Origin of the sequence: Staphylococcus sp. FSL K6-3157, from assembly GCF_038005145.1 — a bacterium.
Lineage (GTDB): Bacteria > Bacillota > Bacilli > Staphylococcales > Staphylococcaceae > Staphylococcus > Staphylococcus equorum.
The window spans coordinates 1,250,991-1,270,370 of record NZ_JBBOSM010000001.1 but is presented as its reverse complement, the minus strand read 5'-3'; the positions used below and the strand labels follow the sequence as shown (position 1 = coordinate 1,270,370).

The 19,380-nt window shown below is 32.5% G+C and carries 16 protein-coding genes and 1 other annotated feature; of the genes, 1 reads left to right on the top strand and 15 read right to left on the bottom strand.

Annotation, left to right across the window (positions count from 1 at the left end):
• Positions 1–76: 76 nt before the first annotated feature.
• The 5 genes from radC to MHB47_RS06075 all read right to left on the bottom strand — a co-directional run bounded on the left by radC (position 77) and on the right by MHB47_RS06075 (position 6,796).
• Complete coding sequence (gene radC / locus MHB47_RS06095; protein WP_002507398.1) at positions 77–754, bottom strand: RadC family protein; 678 nt, start codon at positions 752–754, stop codon at positions 77–79.
• Positions 751–1,455 carry a prepilin peptidase gene (locus tag MHB47_RS06090; protein WP_340755691.1) on the bottom strand — a complete coding sequence of 235 codons (705 nt, stop codon included), beginning with the start codon at positions 1,453–1,455 and terminating at the stop codon, positions 751–753. The genes radC and MHB47_RS06090 overlap by 4 nt, the downstream gene beginning before the upstream one ends.
• A 305-nt stretch (positions 1,456–1,760) precedes the next feature.
• Positions 1,761–2,579, bottom strand: a complete 819-nt coding sequence (locus MHB47_RS06085; protein WP_340755689.1) for a squalene/phytoene synthase family protein — start codon at positions 2,577–2,579, stop codon at positions 1,761–1,763.
• 312 nt (positions 2,580–2,891) lie between these two features.
• The gene (locus MHB47_RS06080) at positions 2,892–4,154 is read right to left on the bottom strand and encodes a bifunctional folylpolyglutamate synthase/dihydrofolate synthase (protein ID WP_340755687.1); all 1,263 of its coding nucleotides are present in this window, start codon (positions 4,152–4,154) and stop codon (positions 2,892–2,894) included.
• Between the two features lie 11 nt (positions 4,155–4,165).
• Positions 4,166–6,796 (bottom strand): valine--tRNA ligase, encoded by a 2,631-nt coding sequence (locus MHB47_RS06075; protein WP_340755685.1) that lies wholly within the window; start codon positions 6,794–6,796, stop codon positions 4,166–4,168.
• 44 nt (positions 6,797–6,840) lie between these two features.
• Positions 6,841–7,082: a binding site (T-box leader), on the bottom strand.
• Positions 7,083–7,141: 59 nt separating this feature from the next.
• On the opposite strand from MHB47_RS06075, the gene MHB47_RS06070 reads away from it, so the two are divergent.
• On the top strand, positions 7,142–7,720 hold the full coding sequence (locus MHB47_RS06070; RefSeq protein ID WP_340755683.1) for a DNA-3-methyladenine glycosylase I: 579 nt from the start codon (positions 7,142–7,144) through the stop codon (positions 7,718–7,720).
• Positions 7,721–8,313: 593 nt separating this feature from the next.
• Here MHB47_RS06070 and MHB47_RS06065 read toward each other — a convergent pair.
• The 10 genes from MHB47_RS06065 to tig all read right to left on the bottom strand — a co-directional run bounded on the left by MHB47_RS06065 (position 8,314) and on the right by tig (position 19,293).
• Positions 8,314–9,384 (bottom strand): AbrB family transcriptional regulator, encoded by a 1,071-nt coding sequence (locus tag MHB47_RS06065; protein WP_002507391.1) that lies wholly within the window; start codon positions 9,382–9,384, stop codon positions 8,314–8,316.
• 95 nt (positions 9,385–9,479) lie between these two features.
• On the bottom strand, positions 9,480–10,763 hold the full coding sequence (hemL, locus tag MHB47_RS06060) for a glutamate-1-semialdehyde 2,1-aminomutase (protein WP_064782850.1): 1,284 nt from the start codon (positions 10,761–10,763) through the stop codon (positions 9,480–9,482).
• 14 nt (positions 10,764–10,777) lie between these two features.
• Complete coding sequence (hemB, locus tag MHB47_RS06055; RefSeq protein WP_056935711.1) at positions 10,778–11,755, bottom strand: porphobilinogen synthase; 978 nt, start codon at positions 11,753–11,755, stop codon at positions 10,778–10,780.
• Positions 11,745–12,431, bottom strand: coding sequence for a uroporphyrinogen-III synthase (locus tag MHB47_RS06050; protein WP_340755680.1), 687 nt, complete (start codon positions 12,429–12,431; stop codon positions 11,745–11,747). The genes hemB and MHB47_RS06050 overlap by 11 nt, the downstream gene beginning before the upstream one ends.
• An 18-nt stretch (positions 12,432–12,449) precedes the next feature.
• Complete coding sequence (hemC, locus tag MHB47_RS06045; protein WP_340755678.1) at positions 12,450–13,376, bottom strand: hydroxymethylbilane synthase; 927 nt, start codon at positions 13,374–13,376, stop codon at positions 12,450–12,452.
• A gap of 56 nt (positions 13,377–13,432) precedes the next feature.
• Positions 13,433–14,269, bottom strand: coding sequence for a cytochrome c biogenesis protein (gene ccsA, locus MHB47_RS06040; RefSeq protein ID WP_002507386.1), 837 nt, complete (start codon positions 14,267–14,269; stop codon positions 13,433–13,435).
• Positions 14,270–14,290: 21 nt separating this feature from the next.
• Positions 14,291–15,622: a glutamyl-tRNA reductase gene (gene hemA / locus MHB47_RS06035; protein ID WP_340755676.1), complete on the bottom strand. Its 1,332-nt coding sequence runs from the start codon at positions 15,620–15,622 to the stop codon at positions 14,291–14,293.
• 171 nt (positions 15,623–15,793) lie between these two features.
• Positions 15,794–16,381, bottom strand: coding sequence for a ribosome biogenesis GTP-binding protein YihA/YsxC (gene yihA / locus MHB47_RS06030; RefSeq protein WP_002507384.1), 588 nt, complete (start codon positions 16,379–16,381; stop codon positions 15,794–15,796).
• 150 nt (positions 16,382–16,531) lie between these two features.
• Positions 16,532–17,794: an ATP-dependent Clp protease ATP-binding subunit ClpX gene (gene clpX / locus MHB47_RS06025; RefSeq protein WP_340755674.1), complete on the bottom strand. Its 1,263-nt coding sequence runs from the start codon at positions 17,792–17,794 to the stop codon at positions 16,532–16,534.
• 188 nt (positions 17,795–17,982) lie between these two features.
• A complete protein-coding gene (gene tig, locus MHB47_RS06020; protein WP_340755672.1) occupies positions 17,983–19,293 on the bottom strand; it encodes a trigger factor in 1,311 nt (436 codons plus the stop codon).
• Between the last annotated feature and the right edge of the window lie 87 nt (positions 19,294–19,380).

The window sequence follows — 19,380 nt, the reverse complement described above, 5'->3', positions numbered from 1 at the left end:
GTAATTTATGTTCTACTCATGTAAATGAATTAAACTTGGAAACAGAACTAAAATATTTCATTTACTCTAAAAGTCCTCAGTCAAAATAACCTTCTTCAACCATGCTTAAATAAGTATGGTCACCTATAATAATATGATCTAATAAATCAATTCCTAGCACTTGACCACATTTTTTTAATCTTTCAGTGGTTTTAATATCTTCGTTTGAGGGCGTAACGTCACCTGAAGGATGATTATGTAGTACTATAATAGCATTACTCGCACATTTAATAGCTTCACTAAATATTTCGCGTGGATGCACAATTGAACTATTTAAAGTGCCAACAAATATGGTTTTTTGCTTAATAATTACGTTTTTTGAATTCAAAAACAACGCTATAAATTTCTCTTGTGTCAAATGCTCCATTTTACCCATCATAAAATCCGCAACATCTTTAGGACTTGAAATTTGAATCTTATCATCTACGCTACCTGAATGCATGCGTTCTCCTAACTCAAATGCTGCTTTCAAAATAAGCGCTTTATATAAACCTACACCTTTGATTTTATTTAAGTCGCTGATAGATAACATTTTTAATTCTTTTAAGTTATCAACTGACTTCAACAATTCGTTTGCAATATCTATACTCGAACTCCCTTTTCGACCAGTATTAATTAGTATGGCTAATAACTCAGCGTGTGATAAATGTGAGGCACCATGACTTAACAAACGTTCTCTCGGCTTCTGGTTATCTGCAAGTTCATTTATTCTCAAATAAGACCCTCTCCTAAAGTTAAATATTGATGAAATATCATCGTTAAATTAAAAGCAACAAAAATAAAAGGTATCAGTGGTATTCTTTGTTTCAAATTACGAAAAAGTATCATACTAAATAAAGCAAAAATACCTCCACAAATAAACGTAAAAAACATTATTAACACAAAATCTGAATATGGCAGTAAATAAGAGAGCAATGAAAAAAGAAGAATGTCTCCGTAACCAATGCCGTGACGTATTAAAAAATATAAAAGATGTAATACCGTAGTCATGATTAAAAAATGGTATACATTTCCTTGTCCAATAAAGTAGGCACACAACGCAAATATAATGTACAGATGGATTGGTAATGCAAAAGTTTTTATGTCATACATAGTAAATACAAGTAGGAATATATAAATAAGTAAAAAAGTGGTGTGATCTAGAGGAAATGATAAATAAGAAAGAACAAATGCGGGAACAATCGATAAAAATTCTCCAATTAAATATAAAAAGCTCAACTTACTTTGACAACAATTACTTCTCCCTTTCAAACATAAAAAGCTTATAATTGGTATCATTTCAATAAATTTAAGTTCTCTATGACAATAATCACAACGAGACCGTAAACCAAAGTAATTTAACTTTAATTGATTCACATAGCTCAACTGATACAAATAACTAAATAGAACTGGGCATAATAAAAGTTGTTTGATCAATAATATACCTCCTTACAAAAATTATATCATGTCCGTTTTAATTTAATAACAAAAATATCACTTAGTTAAAAAATTTAATTGTAAGTTTGATAAAATAAATTTTTAGTACATAAAAAGCACATAACCTCTACAATTTAAATGATTAATCAATTAAATAAAATAAAGATTACGCGCTTCTGTATAATAAACATATGTACATTTAACTATGGATACAGAAAAACACAATCAGCCATTCTGTATTCATAAATTAATATGCTATTTATTGTTGTTATTTTTAAAAATAACATAATTCATTATTTTCGATACTATTTTTTCTTAACTTCTTCTACAGTTTCTTCCACTTCTTTACGTGTTATTTTTTCACGGCCATTTTTCATAGCTTTTAAAGATTTATGTGCAAGTGCTAAAGGTAAACGTGCGAATAATATAATCGTTCTCTTATGGAGTGAATTGATATATGCATCTGCTTTTGCTAAGTTTTCATCTGCATAATCAAACAGGTCTGCACGACTCCAACCATCCGGTACAAAACTCACACCACGTTCATCTAAATCTTCTTTCTCATTTCGTAAAATGTTAACAGCTTGAAGTCCACGTCCATAACCAATGGCTAAATCGCGGTCTGTTTTTTCACCAGCACACAATTCCCATAGTTCTGACAGCATGACACCAACACGTCCTGCAACGTAATATGTATATTCATCTAAATCTTCTCGTGTATGAACATCCCAGTTTGCTTTCGCCCATTTTGCCATACCGAATGCCATCTCGCTTGAACAATCTAAAACAATTGGCAAAGTTCTGTCAGGACATGCGTCTATCCACTCACTTAAACGGAGTGTAACTTCAGGCATGATATCTTTCACAGGACCTAGTATCTCTAGATATTTTTCTTCATCGAAAGGTTCTTTAAATAATTCACTCACTTGCATTAAAATTGTATATTTTAAATCATTATCTACTTCTTCATGATCCTCAATCTCATCAATTGCTCGTAGTATTAAATATGCAGATGCTACTGAATGTTTTAATTCTTTTTCTAAAAAGGTAATCGGAATATAAAACGTACGACTTGTTTCTTTCAGTACACGCATTGCATCCTTTGGAAATTTCTTTTCTGTCATGTTAATCTTTCCCTCCCTTTTGTAAATACTATCATATTATTACAAATTAAAATAGGAATTGCTAAATGGATAAAAAAAGCACTAATAATCATCTGATTTAAACGACGTATAAATTACAATTTATACAAAATATAAAAATATTCAACTTTTAAATTTTTCCGTAAAACTACTATATAAAAAAGCTAGTTACTTTTACATTAAAGTTAGAATAAATCATTAATCCTGACTCAATAACGCAAAATAATAACTAGCTTTCTTATTGAATAAATATTTAATTAATATCAGCACAGTTTCACTGTTGTTAAGTAATATCTAAAAATTAACTTTCGCTTTAACTTCACTAATGAAATATAAACTTCCAGTTATGATTAATCCATCACCTTCATATGTTTCAATAAACTTCACATAATCATCAACAAGTTCTTTTTGATCAAATCGTATTTCTTCAAAAATAGCATCTTTAGTTAATGCTCGAGGAAAATCAAAATCAGTAACATAAAACGTTGAAGCAATTGTTTTAAGTTGGTCTACCATCGTATTAATTGGTTTTCCTTTCACTGCAGAAAACAATATATCCAGACTATCAATATGATAATAATCTTTCATTGTACTAATCAAAGCTTCAACGCTTTCAACATTATGCGCACCATCAACAATCATTAAAGGCTTTTCTTTAACTTGCTCAATTCTCCCAGTCCAGCTTACTGATTCAATACCATCTATCATCTTATTGAAATCTAAATCAACCATACCTGATTCGTTTAGTTCAATAAGTGCAGTTATTGCTAAAGCTGCGTTTTCTTTTTGATGCTCGCCCAACATATTTAATAGTAAGGTTTCTAATTCATAGTCTTTATAACGATAAGTAAATTCTTCTTCTTGTGAAACGATACTAATATCACGATCAAACTCTATGCCTTCAGTATTCTGTTGCTCAACGCAGCCACGAATTACTTTAAGCGCATCTTCATTTTTCACTGCATAGATAATTGGCGTATTAGGTTTAACGATTGCACCTTTATCTTTTGCTATATCCGTATAAGTATCTCCTAAAATTTCAATGTGGTCTAGTCCTATACTCGTGAGAATTGTTAATATCGGTTTAAAAACGTTCGTTGAATCATTTTTAATCCCTAATCCCGCTTCAACTATTACAAAATCAACGGGGTGTAATTCACCAAAGTATAAAAACATCATCGTAGTAATGATTTCAAATTCAGTGGCTGTTCCAAGCTCTGTTTCAACTTCTAATGCTTCGCTTACTGGTTTTACTTTTTGAACTAATTCAACAATATTGTCATCACTAATCGGTATCCCATTTAAACTTATACGCTCATTAAAGGTTTCAATAAATGGCGAAGTGAAAGTACCCACTTCATATCCATTATCAACAAGCGCTGATCTTAAATATGCAACTGTGGATCCTTTTCCATTTGTGCCACCTACATGAATACCATTTATATTAAATTGAGGATTGTTTAATCGTTCTAACATCCATTCCATACGCTTAACGCCTGGTTTAATGCCAAATTTAGTTCTTTCATGTATCCAATATAAGCTATCTAGGTAATTCATGTTTAGGACTCCTATGCTTTTAATTGATTAATTCGTAATTTAACACCCTCGTATTTTTCTTGATACGTTTGTTTTTTCTCACGTTCTTCATTGATTACTTTTTCAGGTGCTTTATTAACGAAGTTATCGTTTGCTAATTTTTTATTAACACGATCCAATTCTTTTTCCCATTTCCCAAGTTCGTTTTCTAGTCTCTCAATTTCTTTATCCATATCGATTAAACCTTCAAGTGGTAAGACAACTTCACCAGCTGTAGTAATAGATGTCATTGCTTTTTCAGGTATTTCAACTGCTGTATCGATTGTAAGTTCACTAGGATGACAGAATCTATCTATATAATTTGAATTATTTAATAGTGTATTTTTAATATTTTCATCTTTTGCTTTAATGAAAATAGGTATTGCTTTAGATAATGGTGTGTTTACTTCCAAACGTGATTGTCTAACAGATTTAATTATTTCAACAAGTTGTTGCATCGTTTCTTTACTTTCATCAAAAATCAATGCATCGTTCACTTTAGGCCAAGGTGCATTAACAATTGTTTCACCTTCATGTGGCAGATTTTGCCAAATTTGTTCAGTAACAAATGGCATGAATGGGTGTAACATTCTCATAGTATTATCTAACACATAAGTTAGTACAGAACGTGTTACTTGTTTCTGAGCTTCATCATCGCTATTCATTGGTATTTTACTCATTTCAATATACCAATCACAAAAATCATCCCAAATGAAATTATAAAGCGTACGACCAACTTCACCAAACTCATACTTGTCACTTAAATCCGTAACGTTAGCAATCGTTTCATTTAAACGCGTTAAAATCCACTTATCTGCTAATGATAAATTACCTGATAAGTCTACATCTTCAACTTTAAAGTCATCGCCAATATTCATTAAACTAAATCGAGCTGCATTCCAAATTTTATTGATAAAATTCCATACAGATTCAACTTTTTCAGTAGAGTAACGTAAATCATGACCTGGTGAAGATCCAGTTGCTAAGAAATATCTCAGACTATCTGCGCCATACTCATCGATAACATCCATTGGATCAACACCGTTACCTAGAGACTTACTCATTTTACGTCCATCTTCTGCACGGACCAATCCATGTAATAATACATCATTAAAAGGACGTTTTCCAGTAAATTCTAATCCTTGGAAAATCATTCTTGCAACCCAGAAGAAAATAATATCATAGCCAGTTACTAATGCATTCGTTGGGAAGTAGCGTTGGAAGTCTTCAGCTTCAACATCTGGCCAACCTAATGTTGAAAATGGCCATAATGCACTAGAGAACCAAGTGTCTAATACATCTTCGTCTTGCGTCCAATTTTCAATATCATCTGGTGCTGCTTCACCGACATAAATTTCTCCAGTTTCATTGTGATACCATGCTGGAATTTGATGTCCCCACCATAATTGGCGTGAAATTGTCCAATCTCTAATTTCTTCCATCCAACGGTTAAATGTTTTTTCGAATCTTGCAGGTACAAAGTCGATTCTATCATCAGTTTTTTGATTATCTAACGCTTGTTCTGCTAAAGGTTTCATCTTTACAAACCACTGTGTAGATAAATAAGGTTCTACAACTGCCCCAGAACGTTCAGAATGTCCAACTGAATGTTCATGCTCTTCTATTTTAATAACTAAACCTTCAGATTCTAAATCTTGTACAAGCTGTTCACGGCAGTCAAATCTATCCAAGCCTTCGTATTTACCAGCTTTGTCATTCATTTTACCAGATTCATCCATGACAATAATACGCTCTAAATCATGACGATTACCGATTTCAAAGTCATTTGGATCATGTGCTGGTGTCACTTTCATTGCACCACTACCGAATTCAATATCCACATAATCGTCTGCTAAGATAGGCAATTCTCTACCAAGTATTGGTAATATAACTTTTTTACCAATGACATCTTTATAACGTTCATCATTAGGATTCACAACAATCGCAGTATCACCTAGCATTGTTTCAGGGCGTGTCGTAGCGATTTCTATATATCCTTCGCCATCTGCATAAGGGTATTTAAAATGATAAAATTTACCTTGTACATCTTCATGAATAACTTCAATATCTGATAATGCAGTACGAGCGATAGGATCCCAGTTTATAATATATTCTCCGCGATAGATTAAATCTTTATTATACATATCAACGAATACTTTATTAACTGCTTTACTCAAACCATCATCTAATGTAAATCTTTCTCTACTGTAGTCTAAACCTAATCCTAGTTTAGCCCACTGTTTTCTAATAAATGTAGCGTATTCTTCTTTCCAGTCCCACGCTTGTTCAAGGAATTTTTCACGTCCTAAATCATGACGAGATAATCCTTGTTCATTTAATTTAGCTTCTACTTTTGCTTGTGTTGCTATACCAGCATGGTCCATACCTGGTAAATACAAAGTATCATAACCTTGCATACGTTTCATACGTGTAAGTATATCTTGTAAGGTTGTATCCCAAGCGTGCCCTAGATGTAATTTACCAGTTACATTGGGTGGCGGAATAACAATTGTGTAAGTTTCTTTGGTATTATCTTCAGATGCTTTAAAATAGCCTTTATTAAGCCATTCTTCATAACGCCCTGACTCAACTTCGTTCGGATTATATTTTGGTTTCATTTCCATTCGTTAAAATCCTCCTTAAAATAAAAAAATCCGCCCTATAAATATTATAGGACGGATTTCCCGTGGTACCACCTAAATTCAAGAAATTAGTTCACTAATTTCAAGCACTTAAAATTATGATTAACGCTCAAACACGCTTCAACCTAATTTACATACAATCACCTTGTAGTATTTCAGCTAAAGTTCAATGTGGGCTACCTTCAATAAGTTAAACTGTACATTTTCAGCAAACATGTACTCTCTGTTAAATCTAAGCTTATTTACTCTTCCCAGTAGACAATATTTCTTTACTTAATTATAGTATAATGGATGTTAAGATAAGTCAATGGAATGGAGTGAAAATATATGAATGAATGCGCATTTGGTACAAAAGATCCAACCTATCTCGAATATCATGATGAAGTGTGGGGCCAACCACTTTATGATAGTTTGAAATTATTTAAACTGATGGCCTTAGAATCACAACATGCTGGTCTTTCCTGGTTAACAATTTTAAAGAAAAAAGCATCTTATGAAGCAGCTTTTTATGACTTTAATCCAGTGCTTATCTCTAAAATGACAACAGATGATATAGATCGCTTGATGACATTTCCTAATATCGTGCATAATAGAAAAAAGATAGAAGCCATTGTAGGACAAGCAAAAGGATATTTTGAAATAGAAAAAGACTTCGGAAGTTTCAGCGATTTTCTTTGGTCATATGTAGATCACCAGCCCATCGATTGTGGATATACAAATCCAAGTGATCGTATAACTGTAGACACACGCGCTACGGAATTATCGAAAACATTAAAGCAGTATGGTTTTAAATTTTTAGGGCCAGTGACAGTTTATTCATTTTTAGAAGCTGCAGGTTTGTATAATGCACATATGCAAGCATGTCCTAATAATCCAAAGCATTATCAGGGTAAAGGCTTTAGTTAGCCATATATTAATTCCTTTCAAGAAAAGTTTGTTTTTCAATTTTTTCACTATAATCCAACAAAGTTCTACGACCAAACTAAGAATATTTCTCTAGAAAATTAAAAAATGCCAACAAATCCATAAGGTTTTGTTGGCATTTTTTAATTGTAAGTTCACAGAGTAACGATTCTACATTTTTTATTTTCAAATAAATAGTAAGGTCTTTAAAATTTCAAAACCTTTATAAATCTCGTTTTTTGTGACTATTTTTAACAATCTTTTTATTTTTATACAGTCTAATTATAAATAAAGTCAATAATACTGCGACGATACCTTTAACACTATCGTAAGTCAGTATGACATTGACCCATAGAAGAATAATGGCCATGATATAAATAAATTTCATAATATATGTTAGAAATACTTTATTACTTGTGACTTTTGTTTCACCATATTCGCTCAAAAAGCAGAGTCACTTTAAAAGTTATTTGATATGCCTATATCACATTTTCTAACACGGTCTCACCCTCTCTATATCATAATATTGTGTATAAAAGTAGTAATATATAATTGTGCTGATATTGTTCAAATGTCTAATTAAAAATATCATCTGTTTAGTTAAGTTTTTTTTCACGATGTTTCAAGAACACGTTTATCGCTGGAGCAATTAAGAATAAAATAAAGAATATTCTAAAGATATGGTAACTAGAAATCAATGCGACATCCGCACCTGTTTCTAACGCTACAATAACAATTTGACTCATGCCACCTGGAGCAGCGCCCAAGAATAATTCATTTACTGAATGAGTCGAAAATGTAGAGATGATAAGCACCATTACGAAAGCTAATAATATGAGGAATGTATTTTGAAAAGCGATTGCGACGGCAATCCGTCCTTTCATCTGATCTAATAAGAGTGCAATTTGAACGCCAATTCTAATCATATATATGACTTGTGCAGCTGCAATAATATAATTATCTAATGTAAAGTTAGCACCTGTCAACAAATTCCAACATATTAAAACAAGAACTGGTGCAAGTATCTGTTTAGTTGGAAAATTAATTTTACCCATTATGACATAAACAATGATTACAGCTAGTGTCAAAAATATGATACTAGGAATTGATAAAGCTTCAGTCAATATTGCTGTTACTTCAGATCCACCAGTCGCTAATTCTTGTGCGTCTTTAAAAAAATATGAAATGAAAGGCACAAGAATAACCACAAATATAATTCTCGAAGTTTGGGTCAAACTTACTACCATAATATCTGCTTTTTTATTTTCTTCAGCCATAATCAACATTTGACTCAATGCGCCTGGAATGACACTAAGTATTGCTGTTTCAGTATTCACTTTTGCTATTTTTTTGAAAAAATAAGCAATGATTAATGCGAGACCAAGTAATAACACCGTAATTATCACAATGGTAAACCAATCATCTTTAATATCTAAAATAACTTCTTTAGTAAAAGTAGAGCCAATTTGAACACCTAATAACACTAAACCAATCTGACTTAGCCAAAATGGCCAATTTACTTCTAAATGCAAGTATCTCACGCAGATGATACTTGCAATAATAGGACCAAACATAAATGGTAATAATATGTGGGCGGCGTTAAGTATGAAACTTAAAAATAAGGCTAACGCTAAAACGATGATATTGTTTCTTAATTGCTTATTCATGTACTCACAACTTTCATAGGTATCATTATACTTCATTGTACTTTACATATAAAAGAGCCCGATCAACACATGGTTGTTCGGGCTAAAAATAAACTTTATACAATTCGACTTAGAGCAGTATCAAATGCTTGTATTGTTTGTTCAATATCAGCTTCTGTATGCGCTGTTGAAAGAAATGTTCCTTCAAATTGGGAAGGCGGTAAGAATACGCCTTCTTTTGCCATTTCTCTATACATTTGACTAAACAATTCTAAATCGCTCTTATTTGCTTGTTCAAAGTTTGTAACCGGCCCTGCATTTAAGAAATATCCTATCATAGAACCAGCACGATTTACAGTGATTGGCACATGATGTTTTGCAAAGACCTCTTTCAAACCTTCTTCTAATTTGTCACCTAATTTATTAAAATAATCATATGACTCAGGAGTTAATTGACTTAGTGTTTCATAACCACTTGTCATAGCTAATGGATTACCTGATAACGTACCAGCTTGATAAATATCACCAGCTGGCGCAATTTGATCCATAATTTCTTTCTTACCACCAATAGCACCAACAGGCAAGCCACCACCGATTACTTTACCCAAACAAGTTAAATCTGGTGTTACATTAAAGTAACCTTGCGCACAATTGTATCCAACTCTAAACCCTGTCATCACTTCATCAAAAATTAGCAATGAACCATATTCTGTAGTGATGTCTCTTAAGCCTTGTAAAAATCCTTCAACTGGAGGTACAACGCCCATATTACCAGCTACAGGTTCTACTATAACACCAGCAATATCGTCACCAAATTCTTCAAATGCGACTTTTAGCGCATCTAAGTCATTATATGGAACTGTGATTGTATTTTTCGCAATACCTTCAGGCACGCCTGGAGAATCAGGTAAACCAAGTGTTGCGACGCCAGACCCTGCTTTGATTAATAGTGAGTCACTATGACCATGATAACAACCGATAAATTTAATAATTTTATTACGACCAGTATAACCACGTGCTAAGCGTAATGTATCAAGTGTTGCTTCAGTACCAGATGACACCATACGTATTTTTTCAATAGATGGCACACGATCAATAACGAGTTCGGCTAATTTATTTTCTTGGAGTGTGGAAGCACCGAAACTTGTCCCTTTATCCACTGCTTCATGAATTTTATCAATTACCTGCTTGTTTTTATGTCCTAAAATTAATGGTCCCCAACTTAGAACGTAATCGATGTATTCATTACCATCAATATCATATATTCTTGAACCTTCACCATGGTCCATAAATATTGCTGGTGTATCTACTGATTTGAAAGCTCTTACTGGACTATTGACACCGCCAGGCATCAATTGTTCAGCTTTTACCATCGCTTTTTCAGAATTTGTGTAACGCATTCTAAATAACCTCCTTATTGTTCATCAATATATCTACAAATATCTTTTGAAAAATACGTAATAATTAAATCTGCGCCTGCACGCTTCATTGAAATCATTTGTTCCATAACTACCGCTTTTTCATCAATCCAGCCATTTAGCGCTGCTGCTTTTGTCATGCTATATTCTCCACTTACATTATAAGCGACTACAGGTACGTTTGTAGTATTTCGAACATCTCTAATGATATCTAAGAAACTTAGAGCAGGTTTAACAATCATCATGTCTGCACCTTCGTTTAAATCACTATCAAGTTCTCTAAGTGCTTCTCTTCTATTTGCAGGATCCATTTGATATGTTTTGCGATCACCAAACTGTGGTGCAGATTCTGCTGCATCACGGAATGGACCGAAGAAACTAGAAGAATATTTAATGCCATAACTCATAATTGGCACATTATAATAACCAGCTTCATCTAGACCCGCTCTAATTTCTGCAACGAATCCGTCCATCATGTTACTTGGTGCAATAATGTCAGCACCAGCTTCAACTTGAGAAATTGCAGTCTTAACGAGTAATGGTAGTGACTTATCATTATCAACATCTTTCGTCTCATGATTAATCACACCACAGTGACCGTGGTCTGTATATTCACATAAACACGTATCCGCAATAATTAATAAATCATTGTACATAGACTTCGCTTTTCTTGTTGCTTCTTGAATGATGCCGTTATGATCATAAGCACCTGTACCAACTTCATCTTTTTCATTTGGCACACCAAAAAACATGATGCCTCTTATACCTAATTCATACGCTTCTTTAATTTCTTCACCTAATAAATTTAAACTAATTTGGTAAATGCCAGGCATAGATTTAATTTCTGTTTTCACATTATCACGTTCAACTACAAAGATTGGATAAATTAAATCTTCTTTGCGAACGTGCGTTTCACTCACCATGTTTCTTAGTGATTTACTACTACGTAATCTTCTGTGTCTATCAAATTGCATTATCTTCCCAACTTTCTAAAGTTTTTTGAATTAATGATTCTAAGGTTTGTATTTCTGCCATCGTGCCCTGAACATTAAATGAATTTAATGTGTCCAATGTTTGTTGACCAATGACAAAATAATTATTAAAAGGTATATAGTGATGACTTTCAAAAAAATATCGCACAGCTGAGGAACTCGCAAAAGTAATAGCATCTAGTTTATTTTCAGCTATGAGATTTAAGACTTCATTTATATTCTCAGTATGTGGAACAGGTTTATATAAGTCAATTTTTCTAACTAAATAACCTTGCTGTTTTAAACCATTTTGTAATAAGGTTCTTGCTGCTGCGCTTGATGGTAGTAAAATGCGACTGCCTTTTACCGCTTCAAACTCCTCAAGAAAACCTTCTTGTGAATAATCTGTGGGACAAAACGAAACATCTAGACCTAAAGTTTTGCAATAATCAGCAGTTTTTTCACCAATTACTGCAATTTTTTGTATATTTAACTTAGGTAAATACGATTGAAAATGTTTCACAGCTTTTTTAGACGAAAAAATAAGCCAGTCATAGTTAACATCTAGCAAATTCAAATCAAAGGATAAAGGCTCTACATCTATGAAAGGCTTGTGTAGAATACATGTATCTTCTTTGTTAAATTCACTAGTTTGTGTCATTACTATCACTGGTCTCATTATTTTCACCTCAAACGATTATTGTTCTTCGTTTAGTGCCTTTATTATTTCATATGCACCTTGTGCATTTAAAACTTCAGTTACTTTTTCACCGATTTCAACTGGATTCTCTCCACGCTCAGTATGCTCATAACGTTCTTTACCGTCAGGAGACATAATTAAGCCTGTGAATTCGATTGTACCATCATTACTTTTCGTAGCATAGCCGCCGATTGGAACTTGGCAACTGCCGTTCATACGCTCTAAGAATGTTCTTTCAGCAGTAACACAATCCGCTACATCTTCATTGTGAACTTGCTTAAGTAATGCTAACAGCTCTTCATCATCCGCACGACATTCAATACCTAATGCGCCTTGTCCAATGGCTGGTATTAAAGTCTCTTTATCTAAATAAGTTGTCACGATATCATCTGACCAGCCCATACGTTTCAAACCGGCAGCTGCAAGTAAAATTGCATCAAAATCTTCAGTTTCTAACTTACTTAAACGTGTATCAATGTTGCCCCGTATCCATTTTATTTGTAATTTAGGATATTTCGCAAGTATTTGAGCACCACGGCGTAAAGAACTTGTACCTACAATACTATTATCAGGAAGTTCATGTAAAGGGACATGATTCTTAGCAATGTACGCATCATATGGATTTTCACGATCTGGTATGCAACCTAGAGTTAATCCTTCTGGTATCACGCTAGGCACATCTTTTAAGGAATGTATCGCCATATCTATACCATAATCAAATAATTCATTTTGAATTTCTTTTACAAACAGCCCTTTACCGCCTACTTTAGATAATTGTTTATCTATAATACGGTCACCTTTTGTTACTATTTCTTTAATTTCAATATCTAATTCTGGATCAACAGCTTTTAATTTTTCAATAAATTGTTGGCTTTGTGTTATAGCTAACTTACTTCTACGTGAACCAACGATTAACTTACGCATCAGGCGCAACCTCCTAGAAATGACTATATTTAACAATTAACCTTTTCTATCTGTAATCATATTCCTGTCCATTGATGAAAATCGGATATATGAGAAGCAAAAATCAAATTAATCATACTTAAGCAAAATAAGCTGAGATTAAAATAAATCAAATTATGTTTGCTTAACGTATGTCTTACTCTAAAGATGATATATATACCATACAGCAATGCAATAATTATAGACATCACTACTTTGGGATCATTCAATATGTGTAATCCTAAAGTATTTATACCCCATTGTGTACCTAATATGATACTCAATATGATAAATATAAAACCGATTAGACTACTATAAAACACAACTTGTTCTAGTGTAGCTACACTACCGATTCTAAAATATTTTTGATTAAATCTTTTTTGCTTTAAATTTTTATACTGTATTAAATATAATATACAATTAACAAATGCAAAAGCAAACAGGGCATAACTTATAATTGCAAAGGCAATATGTACTATTAACAATTCGTTTATAATACTTAATTTATCTCCTGCACTCTGATAATGCATAGGTTGAAACGTATTTATAGCAATTAATACAAAACCAATTAAATTAAATAAAAATATCGAAAAATTTATTTGCTTGATTACACTAATCACTATAGAAATAGAAATAATCAACCAAGCTAATGCAAAAAATACATCAAAAACATTACCTAATGGAATTTGTTTCGTTACATTAGCATAAATAGATAAAGAGATTGTTTGTAACACCCAAACAATCCCTAATGTAACAAAACCAATTTTTCTAACTTTATAATGCTTTTTCACAAAATCAAAAAAGTAACAAGCAATACTAAATAAATAAATTAATAATATAAGTTCATTTAATCTTATAAATGAAAATTCTTGCATATTATCACCATTTGCATATGCTTATTCAAAACTTAATATTTGACTAGTTGGCACTTCACTTCTTCTTTTTTTAGGTTCATAAGCTTGTTCAGCTTCAATGTCAAAAATGTTTTGAAACAGCTCTAATTTTTCGTTACTATTTCTATCATTACTCAATTCTTTTGCTTGTTTGATTGGATCTTTCAACATTTGATTTATGATACTTTTAGTATGTTTTGAAATGATTTTACGTTCTCTTTCACTTAGTGCAGGCAATTTTCTATCAATACTATTCATAGTATCTTCCTGTATATTCATAGCTTTTTCTCTTAAGGCACGAATAACAGGTACAACACCTAACATACTTACCCATTCATTATGTGCTACAATCTCACCAGGGATACGTTGCATAATGTCATTTGCTGCTATTTGACGTTCTCTAAGATTAGCATCCACTAATCCTTTCAAGTCATCTACATCATAATTAAATACATCTTGAACTGTATTAATATTAGGTTCTATGTCTCTTGGAACAGCAATATCTATTAAAACAAGTGAATCACTTTTACGTTCTGTTGAAATAGAACGCATCATTTCATTTGTCACAATATATTCGTCTGAACTTGTTGAACTGATAACAATGTCCACATTAGCTAAAAGTTTTGGTAATGATTCCATTGATTCAAATTTCACATGATGTTTCATTGCTAATTTTTGAGCTTTACTCAATGTTCTATTAACAACTGTAATATCTGTGACACCTGAACCAATTAAATTCAAGAGTGATAATTCACTCATATCCCCTGCACCAATAATCAAAGCTTGCTTGTTGTCAATTTTGCCAAATACTTTTTTGCTTAGTTCAACAGCCGCATAAGAAACACTTACTGCATTGTCTGCAATATCTGTTTCATTATGAGCTTTTTTCGCAAATGTAATTGCTTGTTTAAAAAGATGATTAAATATAGTACCTGTTGTATCTTCTTCTTGAGCTAATAAGAATGCATCTCTAATTTGTCCAAGAATTTGAGTTTCACCAAGAACAACAGAATCTAAACCTGAAGTAACATGCAATAAATGATTTACTGCGTCGTCCCCCACTTTTACTTCAGTCATTTCTTTAATATCTTCAACATCAAATCCAAAAGATCTCGCTAAAAATCGTTGTATATAATAACGACCTGTATGAATTTGATCCGCAACTGCATATACTTCTGTGCGATTACAAGTTGATAATATAACATTTTCTAAAATAGATTTTGTTTCAAATAAATCAACATTGGCTGAACGTATGGCATCATCTTTAAAAGCAACTTTTTCTCTCAATGCTACATCTGCTGTACGATGATTTATGCTAACCGCAATTAAATGCATTTATAACGCCCTCCATACATATTACAATAAGTAAATTATAACACAATTACGACATGAGTTAACCATCTTGCTCGAGTAAATTATAATTCTTCTAATTTACATTCAAAATGTTGACATAATTGTACTAAATTCAACCTATTTATAGCAAAACATATTTCTTCAATGTAATGATTACAAATAACTTTCAATCATATCCCATATTTTTTGTTGTTTGTCTTTTTTAATTGAAGAATAGCTTATAATCTCGTCCTCAGCTTCCATTTCTAATTTTTGCTGAATCTTCGCTAAATGCTTCTGTACTTTACCCTTAGCAATTTTATCTTCTTTCGTAGCTACAACTAGTGTTGGAATTTCATAGTATTTAAGATAATTGTACATAATAATATCGTCTTCTGTTGGGTTATGTCGTAAATCAACAAGTTGAATTACAAGCTTCAATGATTCTCTTTGTGAAATATATCTTTCAATCATTTTACCAAATGCTTCACGTTGCGATTTGCTTACTTTCGCATAGCCATAACCAGGCACATCAACAAATACAAGTTGATTATCTATATTATAGAAATTAAGTGTTTGTGTCTTACCAGGTCGTTGAGATGTTCTTGCCATATTCTTTCGACCAATCATACTATTGATAAACGTTGACTTACCTACGTTAGATCTACCACTTAAGCCAACTTCACTTAAACCGGTTTCTGGATACTGTTCCGGTTTTACTGCACTAATTAATAATTCTATTTCATTAGGATTAACTTTCATTATCGTCCCTCTTTTCTTCTTAACTCATTGTTTATTATATTACACTATGACTTATATGAATATGTATTTTTATTTTACCTATACTTTCTTTTTTAAAAATAAATGCCCTAAGTTGCATATATACAACTTAGGGCATTCGATTCACCTAATTTAAGCAGAAGTTTGTTCCTTGTTTACAAGGTTGCCTTCTTTATCGTATAGTTCAGGATTTTTTTCTTCATTAATTGTTTCTTCTGTAATCACGACTTTTACAACACCTTCAGATGAAGGCACGTCATACATAATATCAATTAACGCTTCTTCTATAATTGAACGAAGACCACGTGCGCCTGTTTTACGTTCAATTGCTTTATCACTGATTGCAGATAATGCATCGTCAGTAAATACCAACTCTACATCATCAAGCTCTAACATTTTAGTATATTGTTTCACTAAAGCATTTTTAGGCTGAGTTAGAATATTTTTCAGGGCGTCTACATCTAATGTTTCTAAGTTAGCAACAATAGGAACACGACCGATAAATTCTGGAATCAAACCGTAAGATTGTAAATCTTCAGGTCTGATTTGTTCAAGTATTGCATCTTCATCATATTTTGAAGCTTCACTACTTGCAAATCCGATTACTTTCTCACCTAATCTACGTTTAATTACTTCATCTATACCATCAAAGGCACCACCAAGAACAAATAAAATGTTAGTTGTGTCAATTTGAATTAACTCTTGGTTAGGATGCTTACGACCGCCTTGCGGTGGTACGCTTGCAGTTGTACCTTCTAATATTTTAAGCAGTGCTTGTTGTACACCTTCACCAGATACATCACGAGTAATAGATGTATTTTCTGATTTTCTAGCTATTTTGTCAATTTCATCGACATAAATAATACCTTTTTCAGCTTTATCAATATCAAAATCAGCTGCTTGCATTAAGCGTAGTAAGATGTTTTCAACATCGTCACCTACGTAACCAGCTTCAGTTAAACTTGTAGCATCAGCAATTGCAAAAGGTACATCTAATGTTCTAGCTAATGTTTGTGCTAAAAGTGTTTTACCACTACCAGTAGGTCCAATTAAAGCGATATTACTTTTTTGTAATTCAACTTCATCTTCATTTGGTCCTAAATTCTGTACACGTTTATAATGATTGTAAACAGCTACAGCTAATGATTTCTTAGCCTTTTCTTGACCGATTACATAATCATTCAATTGGTTCATAATTTCTTTTGGAGTTGGTAATTCAGTTAACCCTTCAGGTTCCGATTGAGCTAATTCTTCTTCTACAATTTCTGAACATAACTCAATACACTCATTACAAATATAAACGCCACTTCCTGCAACTAGCTTTTTAACTTGATCTTGGTCTTTGCCACAGAAAGAACATTTTAAATTTTCTTCATCTTCGTTGAATTTGAACATTCTATTTACACCCCTATTCCCTAAAGACTATACTAAATAGCATTTTAATATGCAACTTACAACTTTCACAAGTTATTTGCTTTAAAAATAGTGTAGCAGATACATTATTTGAATGCATCTGCTACTAGTTTACTATATTAAACGACCAACATATAATTCACAAAATAATTTGCTCTTTTTATATTTAGTTACGCTTCAGTGTCATCTTTAGATGGTTCTACTAATTTTGCTTCTTTAACTAATAAATCGATAACATTTTGGATACGAACATCATTTTTAACGATATCAGTATTACCAAGTGTTTGTTTAATATCTTCTACTGACATATTAAATTGTCCACTCATTTTTTCTAGTTCTTTATCGATATCAGCTTCAGTTACTTCAATTTCTTCTGCATCAGCAATAGCAGTTAATGTTAAGTTTGTTTTAACACGTTCTTCTGCATCATCTTTCATTTGTTCTCTTAATTGCGACTCATCTTGACCAGAAATTTGGTAATAAGTTTCTAAATTAAGACCTTGTTGTTGCATACGTTGTCCAAATTCTTGAACCATACGATCTAACTCAGTGTTAATCATAGCGTCTGGAATTTCAACAGAAGCATTATTTGATGCTTTGCTAATTGCTTCTTCTTTTTGATTATTCTCAGCGTCAGTTTCTTTTTGCTCAGTTAGTTTTTTACGTAAGTTTTCTTTGTATTCATCAACAGTCTTTGCTTCTGCGTCTAATTCATTCGCAATCTCATCTGTTAGTTCTGGAACGTCTTTATATTTAATTTCATTTACTTTAGCTTTGAAAGTAGCTTCTTTTCCAGCTAATTCTTCAGCATGGTATTCTTCTGGGAAAGTTACAGTAACATCTTTTTCTTCTCCAATTTTAACACCAACTAATTGTTCTTCGAATCCTGGAATAAATGAACCTGAACCAATTTCAAGGTCATAGCCTTCAGCTTGTCCACCTTCAAATTGTTCGCCATCAACGTAACCATCAAAGTCGATGTTAACTGTGTCACCATCTTCAACAGCACCATCTTCTTTAACTACCATTTCAGCTAAGTGACCTAATTGGTGATCAATTGATTCTTGTAATTCTTCTTCAGTTAATTCAACATTTTGTTTTTCAATTTCAAGACCTTTATAGTCTCCTAACTCAATTTCAGGTTCAACTACTACACTCGCTTCGAATGTCATATCGCTACCTTTTTCCATTGTAGTTACATTGATTTCTGGTTGATCAACTGGTTTAATTCCAGTTTCGTCAATAGCTTCACCATAAGCTTCTGGTAATAAGATATCAACGGCATCTTGATATAGCGCTTCTACGCCAAAGCGTTGTTCAAAAATTTGGCGAGGTACTTTCCCTTTACGGAAACCTGGCACGTTTATTTGTTTAACTACTTTTTTGAAAGCTTGATCAATTGCTTTGTCTACTTTTTCTGCTGGAACTGTAACGGTTAATACTCCTTCGTTACCTTCCTTTTTTTCCCAAGTTGCTGTCATGTATAAAAACCTCCATGAATATCCTATTTTATTTTTTCAACTTCATTATTATATCATACGTCAATGCTCTACACAAACACTGAGTTT

Coding starts and splice junctions, on each gene's coding strand:
- hemC (WP_340755678.1), bottom strand. CDS start 13,376: ATGCGTAAGTTAATCGTTGGTTCACGTAGAAGTAAGTTAGCTATAACA.
- hemL (WP_064782850.1), bottom strand. CDS start 10,763: ATGCGTTACACAAATTCTGAAAAAGCGATGGTAAAAGCTGAACAATTG.
- hemA (WP_340755676.1), bottom strand. CDS start 15,622: ATGCATTTAATTGCGGTTAGCATAAATCATCGTACAGCAGATGTAGCA.
- ccsA (WP_002507386.1), bottom strand. CDS start 14,269: ATGCAAGAATTTTCATTTATAAGATTAAATGAACTTATATTATTAATT.
- yihA (WP_002507384.1), bottom strand. CDS start 16,381: ATGAAAGTTAATCCTAATGAAATAGAATTATTAATTAGTGCAGTAAAA.
- MHB47_RS06075 (WP_340755685.1), bottom strand. CDS start 6,796: ATGGAAATGAAACCAAAATATAATCCGAACGAAGTTGAGTCAGGGCGT.
- tig (WP_340755672.1), bottom strand. CDS start 19,293: ATGACAGCAACTTGGGAAAAAAAGGAAGGTAACGAAGGAGTATTAACC.
- hemB (WP_056935711.1), bottom strand. CDS start 11,755: ATGCAATTTGATAGACACAGAAGATTACGTAGTAGTAAATCACTAAGA.
- clpX (WP_340755674.1), bottom strand. CDS start 17,794: ATGTTCAAATTCAACGAAGATGAAGAAAATTTAAAATGTTCTTTCTGT.
- MHB47_RS06050 (WP_340755680.1), bottom strand. CDS start 12,431: ATGAGACCAGTGATAGTAATGACACAAACTAGTGAATTTAACAAAGAA.
- MHB47_RS06070 (WP_340755683.1), top strand. CDS start 7,142: ATGAATGAATGCGCATTTGGTACAAAAGATCCAACCTATCTCGAATAT.
- MHB47_RS06080 (WP_340755687.1), bottom strand. CDS start 4,154: ATGAATTACCTAGATAGCTTATATTGGATACATGAAAGAACTAAATTT.
- MHB47_RS06085 (WP_340755689.1), bottom strand. CDS start 2,579: ATGACAGAAAAGAAATTTCCAAAGGATGCAATGCGTGTACTGAAAGAA.
- MHB47_RS06065 (WP_002507391.1), bottom strand. CDS start 9,384: ATGAATAAGCAATTAAGAAACAATATCATCGTTTTAGCGTTAGCCTTA.